Source organism: Alcaligenes sp. SMD-FA (assembly GCF_025960365.1).
In the GTDB taxonomy this organism is placed as follows: Bacteria; Pseudomonadota; Gammaproteobacteria; order Burkholderiales; family Burkholderiaceae_B; genus Alcaligenes; species Alcaligenes aquatilis.
In genome coordinates, this window is record NZ_CP110108.1 from 2674888 (window position 1) to 2690631 (window position 15744).

A 15744-nucleotide genomic window follows, 5' to 3' on the forward strand; every position below is an offset into this window, starting at 1 on the left:
AGACACCCTCATGACGAGCAGCACCCTTGCGGACGGAGCCCAGGCCCCATCCGCCAGCAAACAGGAACTGGATCAGATTTACAAAAAAGTGATGTGGCGCATTTTGCCCTTCATCTTTTTGCTTTGGATGCTGGCCTGGATAGACAGGCTCAACATTGGTTTTGCCAAGCTGCAAATGCAGCCCGAACTGGGGTTCTCCGAAACCGTTTACGGCATAGGCGCCGGCATTTTCTTTTTGGGCTACTTCTTTTTTGAAGTGCCCAGCAACTGGTTGCTGCTGCGTATTGGCGCGCGCAAGACCCTGGCCCGTATCGCTTTTGGCTGGGGCCTGATCTGCGTGCTGATGATGTTTACCAAAACGGCCGCCTACTTTTATGTGATGCGCTTTTTGCTGGGCGCTTTTGAGGCGGGTTTCCAGCCCGGTGTATTGCTGTTCCTGACCTTCTGGTTCCCGGCCCATCGTCGCGCCAAAGCGTTTGCGGTCTTTATTTCCGCCTCGGCGGTGGCTTCGGTTGTGGGCGCACCACTGGCCGGTTTCATCATGACGCGTCTGGATGGCGTCAATGATTGGTCCGGTTGGCAATGGTTATTCCTGCTAGAAGGCCTGCCGACGATTTTCGCAGGCATTCTGGCAGTGATGTTCATTGTGGACAGCCCGGAAAAAGCCAGTTGGTTAAGCCTGCGAGAGAAAGACCTGATCAAACAGGAGTTAGTGCTGGACGCCAAGGCCGCAGGCCCGCGCGAGCACAGCTTCAAGAAAGCCTTGGGCAATGCCGATCTGTGGACCCTGACCCTGATGTTCTTTGGCATCGTGGCCGCGAACTCCACGTTGGCCTTTTTTGCCCCCACCCTGGTACGCTCGCTAGGCCCGACCGATCCGCTACAAGTTGGTTTACTGGTAGGCCTGGTCTATGTTTTTGGAGCTATTTTCCAGTTGACGCTGGGCTTTAGTGCCGACCGTCGCCGCGAAGCCCGACTGCACACGGGCATTCCCGTCATCATCGGCGCGATCGGTCTGGCTGGTGTGGGTCTGTTCCTGGGCAACAATACGACGATGGCTTTTATCAGCCTGATTGTGGCCGTATCCGGCACCATGGGCTGCATTCCGGTGTATTGGCAATTGCCTAATGCCGTACTGGCTGGCTCGGCAGCCGCTATCGGTGTGGCCTTCATCAACTCCGTAGCTAATCTGGCCGGCTTCGGCGCCCCCTTCATGTTGGGTGCGCTGAAAGATTCCAGCGGTAACTTCCAAAGTGGTTTGTGGATTATTGCGGCGCTGGAACTGGCCGTCGGTATCTGGATTCTGTCTTTCCGCAAGCGCAGGCAAACCACCTGAACTCCTTGAAAAGCAAGGATCAGGACCGCGAAAAGGCTGGCAAACTGGCCGTTTTCGGGGCCTGTCCACCCGCCAGCGAGCGAGACCCTGTTGCACTTGTGCCGCGCTTTGACGGAGTTTTCTTTGAAAAGCGGCGGCTCGATGCTAAAATCTCAGGCTTCATCGGATACGTGGCAAAAAGTCTTTAGGCATTATTCAATCGGGCGGGATGTAAAACCCAAACCCGGTTAAAAAAACAGCCCTCTAGCTTTTTAGTGCCGGTAGTTACAAGAAAGATTGAAAATCTGCCCTGTGCAGCTTTGTTTTTGTAAATACGTGCCTTGCTGGCGGTCCTTATTTGTCAAAACAGGAATCATCATGAAAGAAGGCATTCACCCAGAATACCGTGACGTGGTGTTTCTGGATCTGCAAACGGGCAACTCCTTTATCACCCGTTCCACTGTCCAGACTCGCGAAACCACCGAAAAAGACGGTCAGACTTACCCGCTGTTCAAGTGTGACGTGACGTCCGAGTCGCACCCCTTCTACACGGGCGCTCAAACCCGTATCGTGGAAACTGGCCGCGTTGAAAAATTCCGCGCCCGTTTTGCCCGTACGGCTGGTACCGTCAAGAAAGGCGAATAAGCTCTCTTTCTCGACATACCGCGTTCAGCGCAAAAAAGGCAGCTTCGGCTGCCTTTTTTACCGCCAGGCCGCCCCAAGGCTCGGCGCCCCCGGTAAAAAGCCCCCCTCGGGGATGAGCCCGGACACACAGCAGTCCATTGCGGACTGTTGTGTGCCTGGCGAATCCGAGCGGCATGCAAGCCGCGAGGTGGAGCGCAAGCCGAAGGCGCAGCGTGGGGGTCCTTTTTTAGCGTACATTTCCCGGCCAAGGCGCCCCCTTTGCATTAAGATAGGGCGAATCAACAGACTGTTTTACCCTAGACGTGTCATCTAGCCTCATACCCACCTCCACCCCTGCCCGCCTGACTGCTACCGCTGCCGTCAAACTTCCCCGACTGGTCCTGCTTGTTGTGGGGACAATTTACATTCTTGCGGGTCTGTTTTTCCGTGACCCCTGGAAGGCAGACGATGTCATCGGGCTTGCAACCATGCTGACCGCCTTGTCTGATCCCAGCGGTCAGGCTTTGCTGTTGCCGCAGGTAGGGGACCTGGCGCATGCCCAGGACGGGCCGCTGACGACCTGGCTGGGGGCGCTGTTCATTACGCTGTTTGCGCCGCTGCTCAAGCTGTTCACCTCCGAACTGAACGCCAATATTGTGGCGTCCCGCCTGCCCAATTTACTGTGGTTCGGCATGCTGGCAGCCTCGGTCTGGCACAGTGCCTACTGGCTGGCCCGTCGTCCCGAAGCCCAACCGTTACGCCTGCCCTTTGGGGGGGAGCCCTCGCCCACCGCCTATGGGCGCATGATTGCCGACGCCACTTTGCTGCTGACAGTGGCCACAGTGGGCATCATCTGGCGCATGCATGAAACGTCGGAAGTGCCGGCCATCATTGCTTTCCAAGCCCTGGCCTTGTACAGCCTGGTACGCATGTTCGACCGCCCAGCCTCAGGTGCAATCATGCTGGGCCTGTCTTTGGGTGCCTGCTTTCTGACCCGTGGCTGGCTGGGCGCTGGCCCCATTATGCTGGCCACTGCGCTGTGCTTTATTCCACGCGGCCCCTTGCGCCAGCACAGCCAATGGCTGGCCCTGAGTGCCGTGCTGACCCTGGCCATCATCATGGCCTGGTGGATCCCGGCCAAGCGTGTCAGCGTGTACTGGACTGAACAGTGGCGTCTGTGGCATCTGGCAGCCTGGGGCTGGGCCGGATTCAAGGAGCAGTTGAATAATCTGCGCGACTTGCTCTGGTTCCTCTGGCCTATCTGGCCGTTGGCATTGCTGGCGCTGTGGCAATGGCGCAGCTGGCTCAAAGCCCCGCATATTTACGTACCTGCCATCAGTTTTCTGGTTCCGCTCATCAGCCTATTATTCATGCGCGATGCCTTCGAGCCCGAATACGCCTTGCTGGTCGTGCCTTGCGCCATCCTGGCTGCTTTCTCGCTGCCCACCCTGCGTCGTGGCGTCATCAACACGCTGGACTGGTTTGCCATCATGTGTTTCTCGCTGACAGCGGCAACCGTCTGGCTGGGCTGGTTTGCTCAGCAAACCGGATGGCCACGGCAGATTTCGCAAAATATTGCCCGCCAGACACAAGGCTATGACACCTTTATCTCCTGGCCGGTCATGATTATTGCCGTGCTCGGCACCGTCGCCTGGATCGCACTGGTGCGCTGGCGCTTGTCCTCCAACCCGCCAGGGCTGTTGCGTGGCACAGTCTTGTCTGCAGGTGGCCTCATTACCACCTGGCTCTTGCTGGTGACTTTATGGATGCCCTCACTGGACTACGTACGTAGCTACCGCGATGTATCCGGCGAACTGTCTGCCGCCCTGCAGGCGCACAAGCAACCCGGTGAATGCCTGCGCTCCTGGGGGCTGGGTTCGGGGCAACGAGCCTCCTTCCTGGTATTCAACAACATCAATATCAATTTTGATAACCGCTGCTCCTTGGTACTGGAACAGTTTTCCCTGCGCGACCTGAAAGATGGCAAGGCCCCCATTCCCGATAATGCGGTCCAGCTCTGGCAAGGTAAACGCGGGCCAGATCGCCACGAGGCTTTCCGTCTGCTGCGAGTGCAAGCTCAGTAAGTTTCAATCATGTCCTCCGTGTTTCATCGCAACTGGAAAGGCCAGGCAGGTCAGATCCTGCGTCAGGCCTGGCCTGTGCTCGTTGGCTCCTGGGCAGGTATCGCCTTTGGTGTCCTAGATACCGTTATGGTCGGCCACAGCAGCCCGATCGACCTACAGGCCATGGGCCTGGGCGTATCCATTTACATCACCGTTTTTATTGGCTTGATGGGCGTCATCCACGCTCTGATTCCTATCATTGCGCAGCAATTTGGCGCGCGCCGCCTGACAGAAGTGGGCCGCTGGTGGGGGCAAGGCGTGTGGCTGGCCCTTTTGCTGACCTTGATCGGCACCCTGGCGCTGGCCTTTCCCAATATATGGTTACGCTGGTCGGGCGACTTAAGCCCTGAGGTTCACGACCGGGTGACCTGGTATTTACGCAGTCTGATCTTGGCTCTACCCGCCGCCCTGGTATTCCGAACCATTTATTGCCTGGGTACCGCCACATCGCGCCCCAAGGCCGTCATGCTGATCAATCTGTTCAGCGTGGCCTTCAAGGCCCTGTTCAACTGGGTGCTGATTTTCGGGAAATTTGGACTACCGGCCATGGGCGCCGTCGGCTCAGGTTTGGCCACTACGGTAGTGTCCTGGCTGATGCTGGCGGCAGGCCTGTGGTTGCTGCGTACCGACCGCTACTACAAGCCGTTTACGCTGCGACTGGGGCTACCCAACTGGGCGGCCCAAAAAGAACTGCTGCGTCTGGGTCTGCCTATGGGCGGCTCCTACCTGATCGAGATCTGCGCCTTCAGCTTCATGGCACTGCTGGTCGCCCGCGAGGGAGTCTTTGCATCGGGTGCGCACCAGATCATGGCCAATCTGGCCGCCGTCTGCTTTATGGTGCCGATGGCCGTGGGCGTTGCCGCTGCCTCAGTCAGCGCTCAAGCGATTGGTGCGAGGCAATATCATCGCGCCCGCCAAGTGGGAATGCTGAGTCTGGCAATCGTGCTGGCGGGGGTAACCTTAACGATTACCCTATTGGTGCTGCTGCGTCCGACCTTGGCCCATGCCTACACCGATGATGCCGATGTCGCACTCCGGGCTTTGCTGTTGCTGCAACTACTGCCCTTTTTCCACTTTTTCGATGCGTTCCAGTGCCTGATTTCCTATCTGCTGCGCGCGTATAAAGTGGCTTTTGTCCCCATGCTGCTGCAATTCTTTGCCTTGAGCGTACTGGGTTTGGGTGGGGGGTGGTGGCTGGGTTTTGGACCTGCAGCCGGATCGCTGGAAGGCGTCATTCAACGGCTGGCACCGGGAGCACCTGTGGGGGCGGCCAGCTTATGGACCATGTCCAGCCTGGGCCTGGGGGCTTCGGCCTTGTTGCTGCTGTTCTGGTACGTTCATATTTTGCGCATCTACAATCCGACAAGGCGCAAGACGCAGGCGTCCCAATAAGCCAGACCTGGGGCACTGACACTCACTCAGTCCACGGCAAACTCAGACGCTCCGATACTGACTACCCTGTGCTTTTTTACTCTTTGCTCAGCCTCAAAAGCCCAAGGCCGAAATACGGTAAATCTTCAACGCGCAAACATATAAAAAAAACGGGACCAGTTGAATAACTGGTCCCGTTTTTTCTGTTGCCTTACCAAGACAAGGAAACTCAGGCAGCAGGCTTACTGCCTTCAATAGCTTCCGCAAGCTTGACGGTATCGTCTGTAGTTGAATCCGAGGACGCATCCGCCTCTGCCTGCGCCGACTCCTCAACCGCATCAATCAATGGGCTGACCAGGTCCACGACCTTGCTACGCGATAGCAGGCCCAGGAACTCATCATTCTCCCCAGTCACCGCCAAAGGTTCGCTGCTACGCAGCAATTGCCCCAAAATTTCATCCAGCCCCATGGTCGCGGGCACTGAACTCATTTCATCCACAAAGCCGGAGATGTCCCGTGCGCCTTGCTGCACCGCTTCCTGGGCACTGGAACGCATCAAGACACCGGCCAGGCGCTTGCCATCTAGCACAGGTGCATAACGCACGCCCCGTTCGCTCAAGCGCTCCAGCGCATGAACAGCACGGGTACGCATGGTGAAGGTCAATGTCTTGCTGGAATCGCGCACCGCATGGGCCGCATTCAGCACCTTGCTGCGGTTCACGTCTTGCAAGAAAGCCTGTACATAATCGCTGGCGGGCGAGAGCAAAATATCTTCGGGCGAACCTTCCTGGACCAGCTCACCATCTTTCAGAATGGCGATCCGGTTACCCAGGCGCAGGGCCTCATCCAGATCATGCGTAATAAACACAATGGTCTTGTTCAGACGGGCCTGAAGCTCCAGCAACTGATCCTGCATTTCACGTCGAATCAGTGGATCCAACGCCGAAAACGCTTCGTCCATCAAGAGGATGTCCGCATCGGTGGCCAAAGCGCGTGCCAGGCCCACACGTTGCTGCATACCGCCAGATAACTGATGGGGATACTGTTTTTCAAAACCCTGCAGACCCACCTGCTCCAGCCAATAAGTGGCCTTCTCTTCCCGAGCGGCGCGGCCCATGCCCTGCACCTGCAGGCCATAAGCGGCATTTTCCAGCACGGTACGATGCGGAAACAGGCCAAAGCGCTGAAAGACCATGCTGATCTTTTGCTGACGGAACTGCATCAGAGCCTTGCCATCCAGACTCATCACGTCCACATCATCCACCAGAATTTGCCCTGCCGTCGGTTCAATCAAACGGTTGAAGTGGCGAATCAAGGTGGACTTGCCTGAACCGGACAAGCCCATGATGACGTAAATACTGCCAGGCTCGATAGACAGGCTGATATCGCGCAGACCCAGCGTATGACCGCTTTTGGCCAGCAGCTCATCTTTGCGAACACCGTCACAAGCCTCTTGCAGCCAGCGCTCGGGTTGCGAGCCAAAGATCTTATAAATATTGCGAACTTCAATCTTGCTCATGAGGCCTCCCGCGTCTGAAAGCGGCGACCGAACTCTTGCGTAATACGGTCAAACAAGATTGCCAACAGCACAATACCCAAACCGGCCATCAGGCCACGGCCCACTTGCAGGCGGTTAATGCCTTGCAGCACTTCGTAGCCCAGCCCTCGCACACCGATCATGGAAGCGATCACCACCATGGCCAGGGCCATCATGGTTGTCTGGTTAATACCGGCCATGATGTTAGGCATGGCCAGGGGCAGTTGCACCCCGTAGAGCTGCTGCCAACGATTGGACCCAAAAGAACGCGAGGCTTCCAGCACTTCACTGTCGACCAGACGTATTCCCAGATCCGTCAAACGAATGACAGGCGCAATGGCATAAATGATGGTGGCAATCAGGGCGGCGATCTTGCCCAGATTGAACAGCATCACCACCGGAATCAGATAGACAAAGCTGGGCATGGTTTGCATCACATCCAGGATCGGCATCATGATGCGGCGCAGCCAGTTAAAGCTGGCCATCAACAAACCTAGTGGTATGCCTATCAGGACAGACAGGAAAACGGCCACGATCATCAGCGCCAGGGTCTGCATGGCAGCATCCCACAAGCCAATCAAACCGATGGCGAACAACATCGCCCCCATGGCGACGGAGAACAGAACCCGACGACTGGCAGCCCAACCCAGCACCACCACCACCAACACAACCGCCCACCAAGGGCTGCTGCGTAAGACGGACTCCATAAAAACCAGCATATCCAGCAAAGGCTGGGTCATGGCGCGCAAGGCACTGGAATAATTGTCAACCAGATCACCCACAAACTGATCGATGGGCAAACGTAAGGCGCGCGGATCAATCAACTCAGGAAACATAAAAAACACTCCGTAAAACTCGTGCATGTGGCGCGGGCGTGCCGCCCGGCCATGAGCCTGCCGGCCACAAACTGACCAGGCACAAAAGCGAGGTACGGCTCAGTGCCCACACCCCGAAGGATGCCGATACCGAGGCCGGCCTCGCTTACACAACAACACGAATACTAAAGAGCGGCTTTTACGCGCTGAGCCACTTCCATAGGCACCCACTTGGACCAGGTATCCTGGTGCTCTTTCAGGAACCAGTGCGCCACATCTTCGGGCTCACCCTCGGTTTTTTCCATATGAGCCATGGTGTCGTTCATCAACTCCAAAGGCACGCTGACATTGGCCAGGAAGGCCGTCAACTCGGGAGCCTGCTTGGAGAACTCCGTATTAACAGCGGTGAACACCGGATTTTCGGGGTAGTCGCTAGGCTCCGGATTGGCACAATTGGGGTCCGTCAAACAACCATGCTTTTTCGCGTCATAGGCTGGCAACTCCAGCTTGACCAGATCCATGGAGCCCACCAGCGGTGTCGGGTACCAGTAGTAGAAAACGATGTTTTCCTTGCGCTGGTAAGCGGAGGTCAAGGCAGCCTTCTGCGTGGCACCGGTACCGGGCGAGAACAAGGTGTAGGTATCACCCAGCTTCAGGGCATTGAACAGATTGCCACTGACCACTTCACACCCCCAACCTGCCGGGCAGCCATAGAAACGGCCTTTACCGGGCTCTTCAGGGTCTTTGAATTTATCTTTGAACTTGGGCAAGTCCGCGGCGGACTTCAGCTCTGGCAAACGCTCGGCCGTGTAGCGTGGAATGAACCAGGCTTCGCCACCCATGTAGATATCACCAATACGTTTTACTTTCCCTGTAGCTTGCGCCTGTTTCCAGGGGTCTGCCACACTGTTGAGCCAGATTTCCGTGTTGACATCCAGGTCGCCTCGCTCCAATGCAGCCAAAGCCGGAAGCGTCTCGACCGAGATGACCTCAGTCTTGCAGCCATAGCCCTTGTCAGCAATAAAACGCTCGACTTCAGTCAGGACCAGGTTGGATTCCCAATTCATACCGCCAAAGCGGACAGCACGATCCAGTTCGCAGGAAACCGGGGTAGCGGCTTGTGCGGCGGACGACAAACCCAGCAAAACGCTGGTCAGCACAGAGGCTTGAATCAGGGGAAAGCGGTGCAAGCGCGACTTGGCACCGGCGTGAGGGAAGTATGAAGACATGATGCTCCTCCTTGAGTTACTGTGGACGCGTCCTGCATGATCAGTCGGCGCCAAGGCTAAAGGGGTGTGCGGAAGACGATGCTTTTATCGCCAATACATACCTACGTATAGACGAGTGCCAGGCACTCACGAAAAACCCGGAACGATGCGTATGGGTAAACACCCTTTTTTATATCGTTCTGCGCCCTGACCGAAACAAAACGGCTGGGGCCGGGTCACACCGCGCGGGGCGATGATTTGGTGCGAATAGAACACGCTGCACGAGCGGTTCTGGATCGAATTGATGAATAAGACAAGGAAGCCATTCTACGGGTCTTTGCAATCAAAAACAAATTATTACCACGAAAAACCAGTAAAATCCAAAAATATGTCAATGGTTAAAACACAACAAAACCCTTGTTTGACGTGGTTTCAGCGATTTTCTAAATTTTTTTTTGTTACTTAATGATTCAGGGCGAATCGAGGGATGTAGAAACCGGGCCCAAAAAGGCAAATGACAAGGCCTAACACCTTGTCATTTGCTCTTTGGATGACTCACTTAAGGCTGGTACATGTAATCCCGTCGCCATGGATACACGATGCCAGGCGCATACTCCAGCTCCTGGGTCCGCCCTACACTTTGGGCCTGAGCCAGAACCTGATGCAAGGCGATCCAGCCATGCTCAAAGCCCATGGCACAACCGGCCAGATACACCCGATAAGCACGCAGGGATTTTTGGCCCTGCTCCGAATCCAGCGTCGCCTTGGCCTTGTCCAACTGACTTTCCAGTGCATCGCTCCAGGCCCACAAGGTACGCGCATAGTGGGGACGAAGATTTTCAATATCCAGCCCTTCCAGACCACCTTCCGCCAAATGACGCAATACATGGCTGATATGAGTCAGCTCTCCACCGGGGAAAATGTATTTCTCGATAAAGTCGCCCATCCCGGCGCCCAGTTGGCTATTGTCCACACCACCGGCCGTAATACCGTGATTCAGAATCAAACCACCGGGTTTGACCAAACGACGCAGCTTGTCAAAATAGGCCGTCAACTGTGCTCGCCCCACATGCTCGAACATGCCCACCGAGGCCAGCTTGTCATAAGGCTTGAGTTCATCGAGCTCACGGTAATCAAGCAGCATCATACGGGCGCGGCCCGACAGACCCTTTTGCTCGATCAGCCCGTTCACATAGGCATGCTGGTTACGGGACAAGGTAATACCTGTCACGTCCACATCGTAGTGTTCAGCAGCCCACATCAACAGCCCCCCCCACCCGGCCCCGACATCCAGAAAACGCTCGCCGGATTGCAGACGTAGCTTGCGACAAATGTGCTCCAGCTTGGCTTCCTGAGCCTGAGCCAGCGTCATGTCCGGCTCGCGGTAATAGGCGCAGGAATAGACCCGACGCGGGTCCAGCCACAAGGCGTAGAAATCATCCGACAAGTCGTAGTGAAACTGGATCTGCTTGGCGTCCTTTTCCTGGGAGTGACGCCAGACAGAAGTCAGGTGCTTGATGATGGAGGTCAGCCAGCCCGCCTGGGCGGCATCGACTGGCGAGCCCGGCAAGATATCAGCGGCCAATTGCATCAAATCGCGCATGGACCCGTCAAAGTCCATACGCCCCTCCACGTAGGCCTCGCCCAACTGTCCGGACTGGCCGGCAGCCAGTTGCGCCAAGGTGGCATTGTCTTTGATCGTCAGATGAACCGATGCGTTGGTTGTCCCGACCTGCTCACCATTGGGCAAGGTCAGTCGAACCGGAACGCTGAGTTGATCTAATTTGGCTTGGACCATGGATGAAATTGAACTCAACTTCGCCTCCTTGCATGTAAACAAACAAAGATGACAATGTGCCGCCTACCGCGACACACCGCCCGTAAGCTGTCAATCCTGTAGCCTAATACAATCCGCCCCTGGATCCGTTGCGTCAAAGTCACGGATCACATACTTCAAACCTAAAGCACTCACCCCAATATTGACGTTGCCCCATGCTAAACTGCCTGCCTTTGGCCCATTGCATCGGCTTGCATTGATGCGCGGCACAGGGTAGTGGGTTCAGGCTCTCGGCCAGGATCTGCCCCACCTTAATACTTGGCCCGATGACACGCAACCACTCCCCTGCATTTCCACCCTGGCTGATTCTGATGGGGCTACTCACGGCCCTGGGCCCTTTGGCCATTGATATGTACCTGCCCGCCTTCCCGGCGATGGCCCAGAGCCTGAACACCTCGGCAGGCATGGTAGAGCGCACGCTAGCGGGTTTCCTCTTGGGCGTCGGTGTGGCCCAACTGGTCTATGGCCCAATGGCGGACCGCTTCGGCCGCAAGCTGCCCTTGCTGATGGGCGTGCTGATTTTCACCACCGCTTCTTTTTTCTGTGCACGCGCCAGCGATATTGATGAACTAACTGTCTGGCGTATCGTCCAGGCCTTCGGAGGGGCGGCTGGCATGGCCATTCCCCGTGCCGTGATCCGGGACCGTTTCGAGACCCGTGAAGCCGCCCGCGCCCTGTCCATGCTGATGCTGATCATGGGGGTTATGCCCATTCTGGCTCCGCTGATTGGCGGCCAGATCCTGCTGTTTAGCGACTGGCGCGGCATCTTTTACTTCATGGCAGGCTGTGGTGTGCTCCTGTGGCTGCTGACTTTTTTCACCATGAAAGAGTCTCTGGCCCCGGAGCGCGTACTGCCGCTGCAGCCCAAACTGATCGCACATAATTACAGCGCCTTGCTGCGTGACCGGCCGTTCATGTTTTATTCCCTGGCCGCCGGTTTCAGCTCTGCGGGCATGTTTGCCTATATCGCCGGATCGCCGCGCGTTTTTATCGACTTGTTTTCTGTCGAGCCGCGTCATTTCGGTTTTTATTTTGGTGCCAATGCGGCCTGTCTGATTGTTTTCTCTCAAGTCAGTGCCCGCTTGCTCAATACTTACAGCCCACCCACATTGTTGCGCGTGGCGCAGGGACTGCAGGTGATCTTTACTGTGCTGGGCGCGATTCTGACCCTGCTGGGCGTGCTGGATCTGACCTGGTTGATGGTGACACTGATGGGTTTTATGGCTTGTCAGGGCTTTGTAAACCCCAACTCCGCCGCCCTGGCCCTGTCTGAACAAGGTCTTCGCCTGGGAACTGCTTCGGCCTTGATGGGCGCTTTGCAAATGATGTGTGGAGCGTTAGCCGGTTTCGCCGTCAGCAGTTGGGCTGCTCCCAATGCTTTGCCATTGACCGCCGTATTGGCGATCTGTGCCATCTTATCGTGGCTGTTTGGCCGCAATGCCGCGAGGAAAGCACGGTAAAACTTGATCTAAGTGATTTTTCCATATTAGAATAATCTTCTTTGTACCCCAGCACTGGGGTTAACACGATCCTAATTTTACAATCGCCCGCGGCTTTTTTCGTTTAGCGGAGGCTGATTTAGATCTCAAGGGGTATGACCATGGCACGCGTATGCCAAGTGACCGGAAAAGGCCCAATGTCGGGCAACAATGTTTCGCACGCCAACAATAAAACCAAGCGTCGCTTCCTGCCAAACCTGCAGTCCCGTCGTTTCTGGGTTGAAAGTGAAAACCGCTGGGTTCGCCTGCGCGTTTCCGCTAATGCTATCCGCACCATCGACAAGAACGGTATCGACTCCGTTCTGGCCGAAATGCGCTCCCGCGGCGAAAAATACTAAGCTGCGCTTCTTAAACATTTAACCAGGAGCTCATCATGGCTAAAGGTATACGCGAAAAAATCAAACTCGAATCGTCCGCCGGCACCGGTCACTTCTACACCACCACAAAAAACAAGCGCAACATGCCTGAAAAAATGGTGATCAAGAAATTTGACCCCGTCGTTCGCAAGCACGTCGAGTACAAAGAAACCAAGCTGCGTTAATTCGCGCCCGCCGCTACTGCAGCGGATTGGTTTTCAAAAAAAGCCCCTGCCCTGCAGGGGTTTTTTTTGCGCTTCACAGGCTGCTGTGACAGGCCTGCCTCCTATCTGCCATTACGCTCATGCACACTGCCCACCATGCAGCCGTCCACAGCGAGATTTGCCCCGTATAATGGCGGATACTCCTTTACTTTTGTCTAAAACGGTATTGCCACTCATGCAGGAACGTTACAACCCCAGCGAGGTTGAACAACTCGCTCAGCAAAACTGGACCGATCGGGACGCCTATCGCGCCGTCGAAAACGCCACCGCTCCCGATGGCTCGCTCAAACCCAAGTTTTACGCATGCTCCATGCTGCCCTATCCCAGCGGCAAGCTACACATGGGCCACGTGCGCAACTACACCATCAACGACATGATGGCGCGCCAGCTACGCATGCGCGGTTTTAACGTTCTCATGCCTATGGGCTGGGATGCTTTTGGCATGCCTGCTGAAAACGCCGCCATCAAATCGCAAGTGCCACCCGCCAAGTGGACTTACGACAATATTGCCTACATGAAAAAGCAGATGCAGGCGATGGGGCTGGCTATCGACTGGTCGCGCGAAATGTGCGCCTGCGACCCTGAATACTACAAATGGAACCAGTGGCTGTTCCTGAAGATGCTGGAAAAAGGCATTGCCTACCGCAAGACCCAGACCGTGAACTGGGACCCGGTAGACCAAACCGTTCTGGCCAACGAACAAGTTATTGAAGGCCGTGGCTGGCGCTCGGGCGCGCTGGTTGAAAAGCGTGAAATCCCTGGCTACTACCTGCGCATTACCGACTACGCCGAAGAGCTGCTGGAGACCGTCAAAACCGGCCTACCCGGCTGGCCCGAACGTGTTCGCCTGATGCAGGAAAACTGGATCGGCAAGAGTCAGGGCGTGCGCTTTGCCTTCCCTCACGAAATTCGTGACGAGCAAGGCCAACTGATTCAGGATGGGCGACTGTACGTGTTCACGACCCGCGTGGACACCATCATGGGCGTCACTTTCTGTGCCGTTGCCCCTGAACACCCACTGGCTGCTTTGGCTGCTCGTCACAACCCTGAGCTGGCTGCCTTTATCGAGGAATGCAAGAAAGGCGGCACCACGGAAGCCGATATGGCGACCCGCGAGAAAGAAGGCCTGCCTACCGGCCTGAGCGTCAAGCACCCCCTGACGGGTGCGGACGTTCCTGTCTGGGTCGGTAACTACGTCTTGATGAGCTACGGCGACGGTGCCGTGATGGGCGTGCCCGCTCACGACGAGCGCGACTTCGCCTTTGCGCTGAAGTACCAATTGCCTATTCAGCAAGTCATTGGCGTTGAAGGCAAAGAATACGACGCCACCCAATGGCAAGACTGGTACGGTGACAAGCAGCAAGGTCAAACCATCAACTCCGGCAAATACGACGGCCTGGCGCACGTCGCTGCCGTCGATGCCATTGCTGCCGATCTGAACGCCAAAGAACTGGGCGAGAAACAAACCACCTACCGTCTGCGCGACTGGGGCATTTCCCGTCAGCGTTACTGGGGCACCCCAATCCCGATCATCCATTGCGACGATTGCGGTCCGGTGCCTGTTCCAGAAAAAGACCTGCCCGTGGTTCTGCCCGAAGAGCTGATTCCCGATGGCAGCGGCAACCCGCTGAACAAGCACGAAGCCTTCCTGAAGTGCGCTTGCCCTTCTTGCGGCAAACCGGCTCGTCGCGAAACGGACACCATGGACACCTTTGTGGACTCGTCCTGGTACTTCCTGCGCTACACCACCCCCAATCTGCACGATTCCATGACTGATCCACGTAGCGATTACTGGATGCCCATGGATCAGTACATCGGCGGTATCGAACACGCTGTGCTGCACTTGCTGTACGCCCGTTTCTGGACCAAAGTCATGCGCGACATGGGGCTGGTCAAGATCGACGAGCCCTTCACTCGCCTGCTGTGCCAGGGTATGGTGCTCAATCACAGCTACACCCGTCGCACCCCACAAGGGGGTATCGAATACTTCTGGCCTGAAACTGTCGAAAACATTTACGACGAGAAAGGCGCGATTATCGGTGCCCGCTTAAAGAGTGATGGTCAGCCCGTTCAATACAACGGTATTGGCACCATGTCCAAGTCCAAGAACAACGGCGTGGATCCCCAGTCCCTGATCGATACCATGGGAGCAGATACCGCCCGCCTGTTCATCATGTTCGCCAGCCCGCCTGAGCAGACACTGGAGTGGTCGGACTCGGGCGTGGACGGCGCCAACCGCTTTCTGCGTCGCTTGTGGGCCTTCTGCTACAACCGCGCCGATGCTCTGCGCGCTGGCAATGCACAAACGACCGACTGGAGCGATCTGGACGCTGCTGCCAAACGTGCCCGTCTGGAAATCCACTCCTTGCTCAAACAAGCCAATTACGACTACGAGCGCATTCAGTACAACACCGTCGTGTCGGCTTGCATGAAAATGCTCAACACCCTGGAGCAGACGCAATGGGAAGACACGCCGGCCGCACAACGTGCGCTAGCTGAAACTACCTCCATCCTGTTGCGCGTTCTGTATCCAGTTGTCCCCCACATCACCTGGCAGTTGTGGCGTGAGCTGGGTTGGGCTGACGGTCAAGGCGATATGCTGGATGCCCAATGGCCTGTCGTGGATGAACAAGCCTTGATTGCCGACGAAGTCGAGTTGATGCTGCAAGTCAACGGCAAGCTGCGCGGCTCTCTGGTCGTACCCCAGGGAGCAGAAAAGGCCGCCATTGAACAAGCCGCAGCCGAACACGCAGCGGTGCTCAAGTATCTGGAAGGCCGTCCCGCCAAGCGCATCATCGTGGTGCCTGGCAAACTTGTTAACGTCGTAGGTTAATC

At 56.4% G+C, this 15744-nt stretch carries 12 protein-coding genes; 8 read left to right on the top strand and 4 right to left on the bottom strand.

The window, feature by feature from the left end; all coding sequences use genetic code 11:
• Nucleotides 1-10 precede the first annotated feature (10 nt).
• From OKX01_RS12375 to OKX01_RS12390, 4 genes are all read left to right on the top strand, one after another.
• Nucleotides 11-1336 (top strand): MFS transporter, encoded by a 1326-nt coding sequence (locus tag OKX01_RS12375; RefSeq protein ID WP_108727733.1) that lies wholly within the window; start codon nucleotides 11-13, stop codon nucleotides 1334-1336.
• 357 nt (nucleotides 1337-1693) lie between these two features.
• Nucleotides 1694-1960: a type B 50S ribosomal protein L31 gene (locus tag OKX01_RS12380; protein ID WP_009456467.1), complete on the top strand. Its 267-nt coding sequence runs from the start codon at nucleotides 1694-1696 to the stop codon at nucleotides 1958-1960.
• Nucleotides 1961-2262: 302 nt separating this feature from the next.
• Nucleotides 2263-4023 carry an ArnT family glycosyltransferase gene (locus tag OKX01_RS12385; protein ID WP_121739228.1) on the top strand — a complete coding sequence of 587 codons (1761 nt, stop codon included), beginning with the start codon at nucleotides 2263-2265 and terminating at the stop codon, nucleotides 4021-4023.
• 9 nt (nucleotides 4024-4032) lie between these two features.
• Nucleotides 4033-5454 (top strand): MATE family efflux transporter, encoded by a 1422-nt coding sequence (locus tag OKX01_RS12390; protein ID WP_125276559.1) that lies wholly within the window; start codon nucleotides 4033-4035, stop codon nucleotides 5452-5454.
• Nucleotides 5455-5662: 208 nt separating this feature from the next.
• Here OKX01_RS12390 and OKX01_RS12395 read toward each other — a convergent pair whose 3' ends face one another.
• The 4 genes from OKX01_RS12395 to OKX01_RS12410 form a co-directional block, all read right to left on the bottom strand.
• Entirely contained in the window at nucleotides 5663-6952 is a 1290-nt protein-coding gene (locus tag OKX01_RS12395) for a quaternary amine ABC transporter ATP-binding protein (RefSeq protein ID WP_108727735.1), read from the bottom strand.
• A complete protein-coding gene (locus OKX01_RS12400) occupies nucleotides 6949-7806 on the bottom strand; it encodes an ABC transporter permease (protein ID WP_094197262.1) in 858 nt (285 codons plus the stop codon). The genes OKX01_RS12395 and OKX01_RS12400 overlap by 4 nt, the downstream gene beginning before the upstream one ends.
• A gap of 164 nt (nucleotides 7807-7970) precedes the next feature.
• Entirely contained in the window at nucleotides 7971-9014 is a 1044-nt protein-coding gene (locus OKX01_RS12405) for an ABC transporter substrate-binding protein (protein ID WP_264671805.1), read from the bottom strand.
• Between the two features lie 538 nt (nucleotides 9015-9552).
• Nucleotides 9553-10791, bottom strand: a complete 1239-nt coding sequence (locus tag OKX01_RS12410) for a class I SAM-dependent methyltransferase (RefSeq protein ID WP_094197263.1) — start codon at nucleotides 10789-10791, stop codon at nucleotides 9553-9555.
• Between the two features lie 350 nt (nucleotides 10792-11141).
• Between OKX01_RS12410 and OKX01_RS12415 the strand changes: the two genes are divergently transcribed.
• From OKX01_RS12415 to leuS, 4 genes are all read left to right on the top strand, one after another.
• Nucleotides 11142-12290 carry a Bcr/CflA family multidrug efflux MFS transporter gene (locus OKX01_RS12415; RefSeq protein ID WP_264672879.1) on the top strand — a complete coding sequence of 383 codons (1149 nt, stop codon included), beginning with the start codon at nucleotides 11142-11144 and terminating at the stop codon, nucleotides 12288-12290.
• Nucleotides 12291-12430: 140 nt separating this feature from the next.
• The gene (gene rpmB / locus OKX01_RS12420) at nucleotides 12431-12667 is read left to right on the top strand and encodes a 50S ribosomal protein L28 (RefSeq protein ID WP_003802782.1); all 237 of its coding nucleotides are present in this window, start codon (nucleotides 12431-12433) and stop codon (nucleotides 12665-12667) included.
• Between the two features lie 35 nt (nucleotides 12668-12702).
• Nucleotides 12703-12870, top strand: a complete 168-nt coding sequence (rpmG, locus tag OKX01_RS12425; protein ID WP_003802781.1) for a 50S ribosomal protein L33 — start codon at nucleotides 12703-12705, stop codon at nucleotides 12868-12870.
• Nucleotides 12871-13084: 214 nt separating this feature from the next.
• Entirely contained in the window at nucleotides 13085-15742 is a 2658-nt protein-coding gene (gene leuS, locus OKX01_RS12430; RefSeq protein ID WP_094197264.1) for a leucine--tRNA ligase, read from the top strand.
• Nucleotides 15743-15744 lie beyond the last annotated feature (2 nt).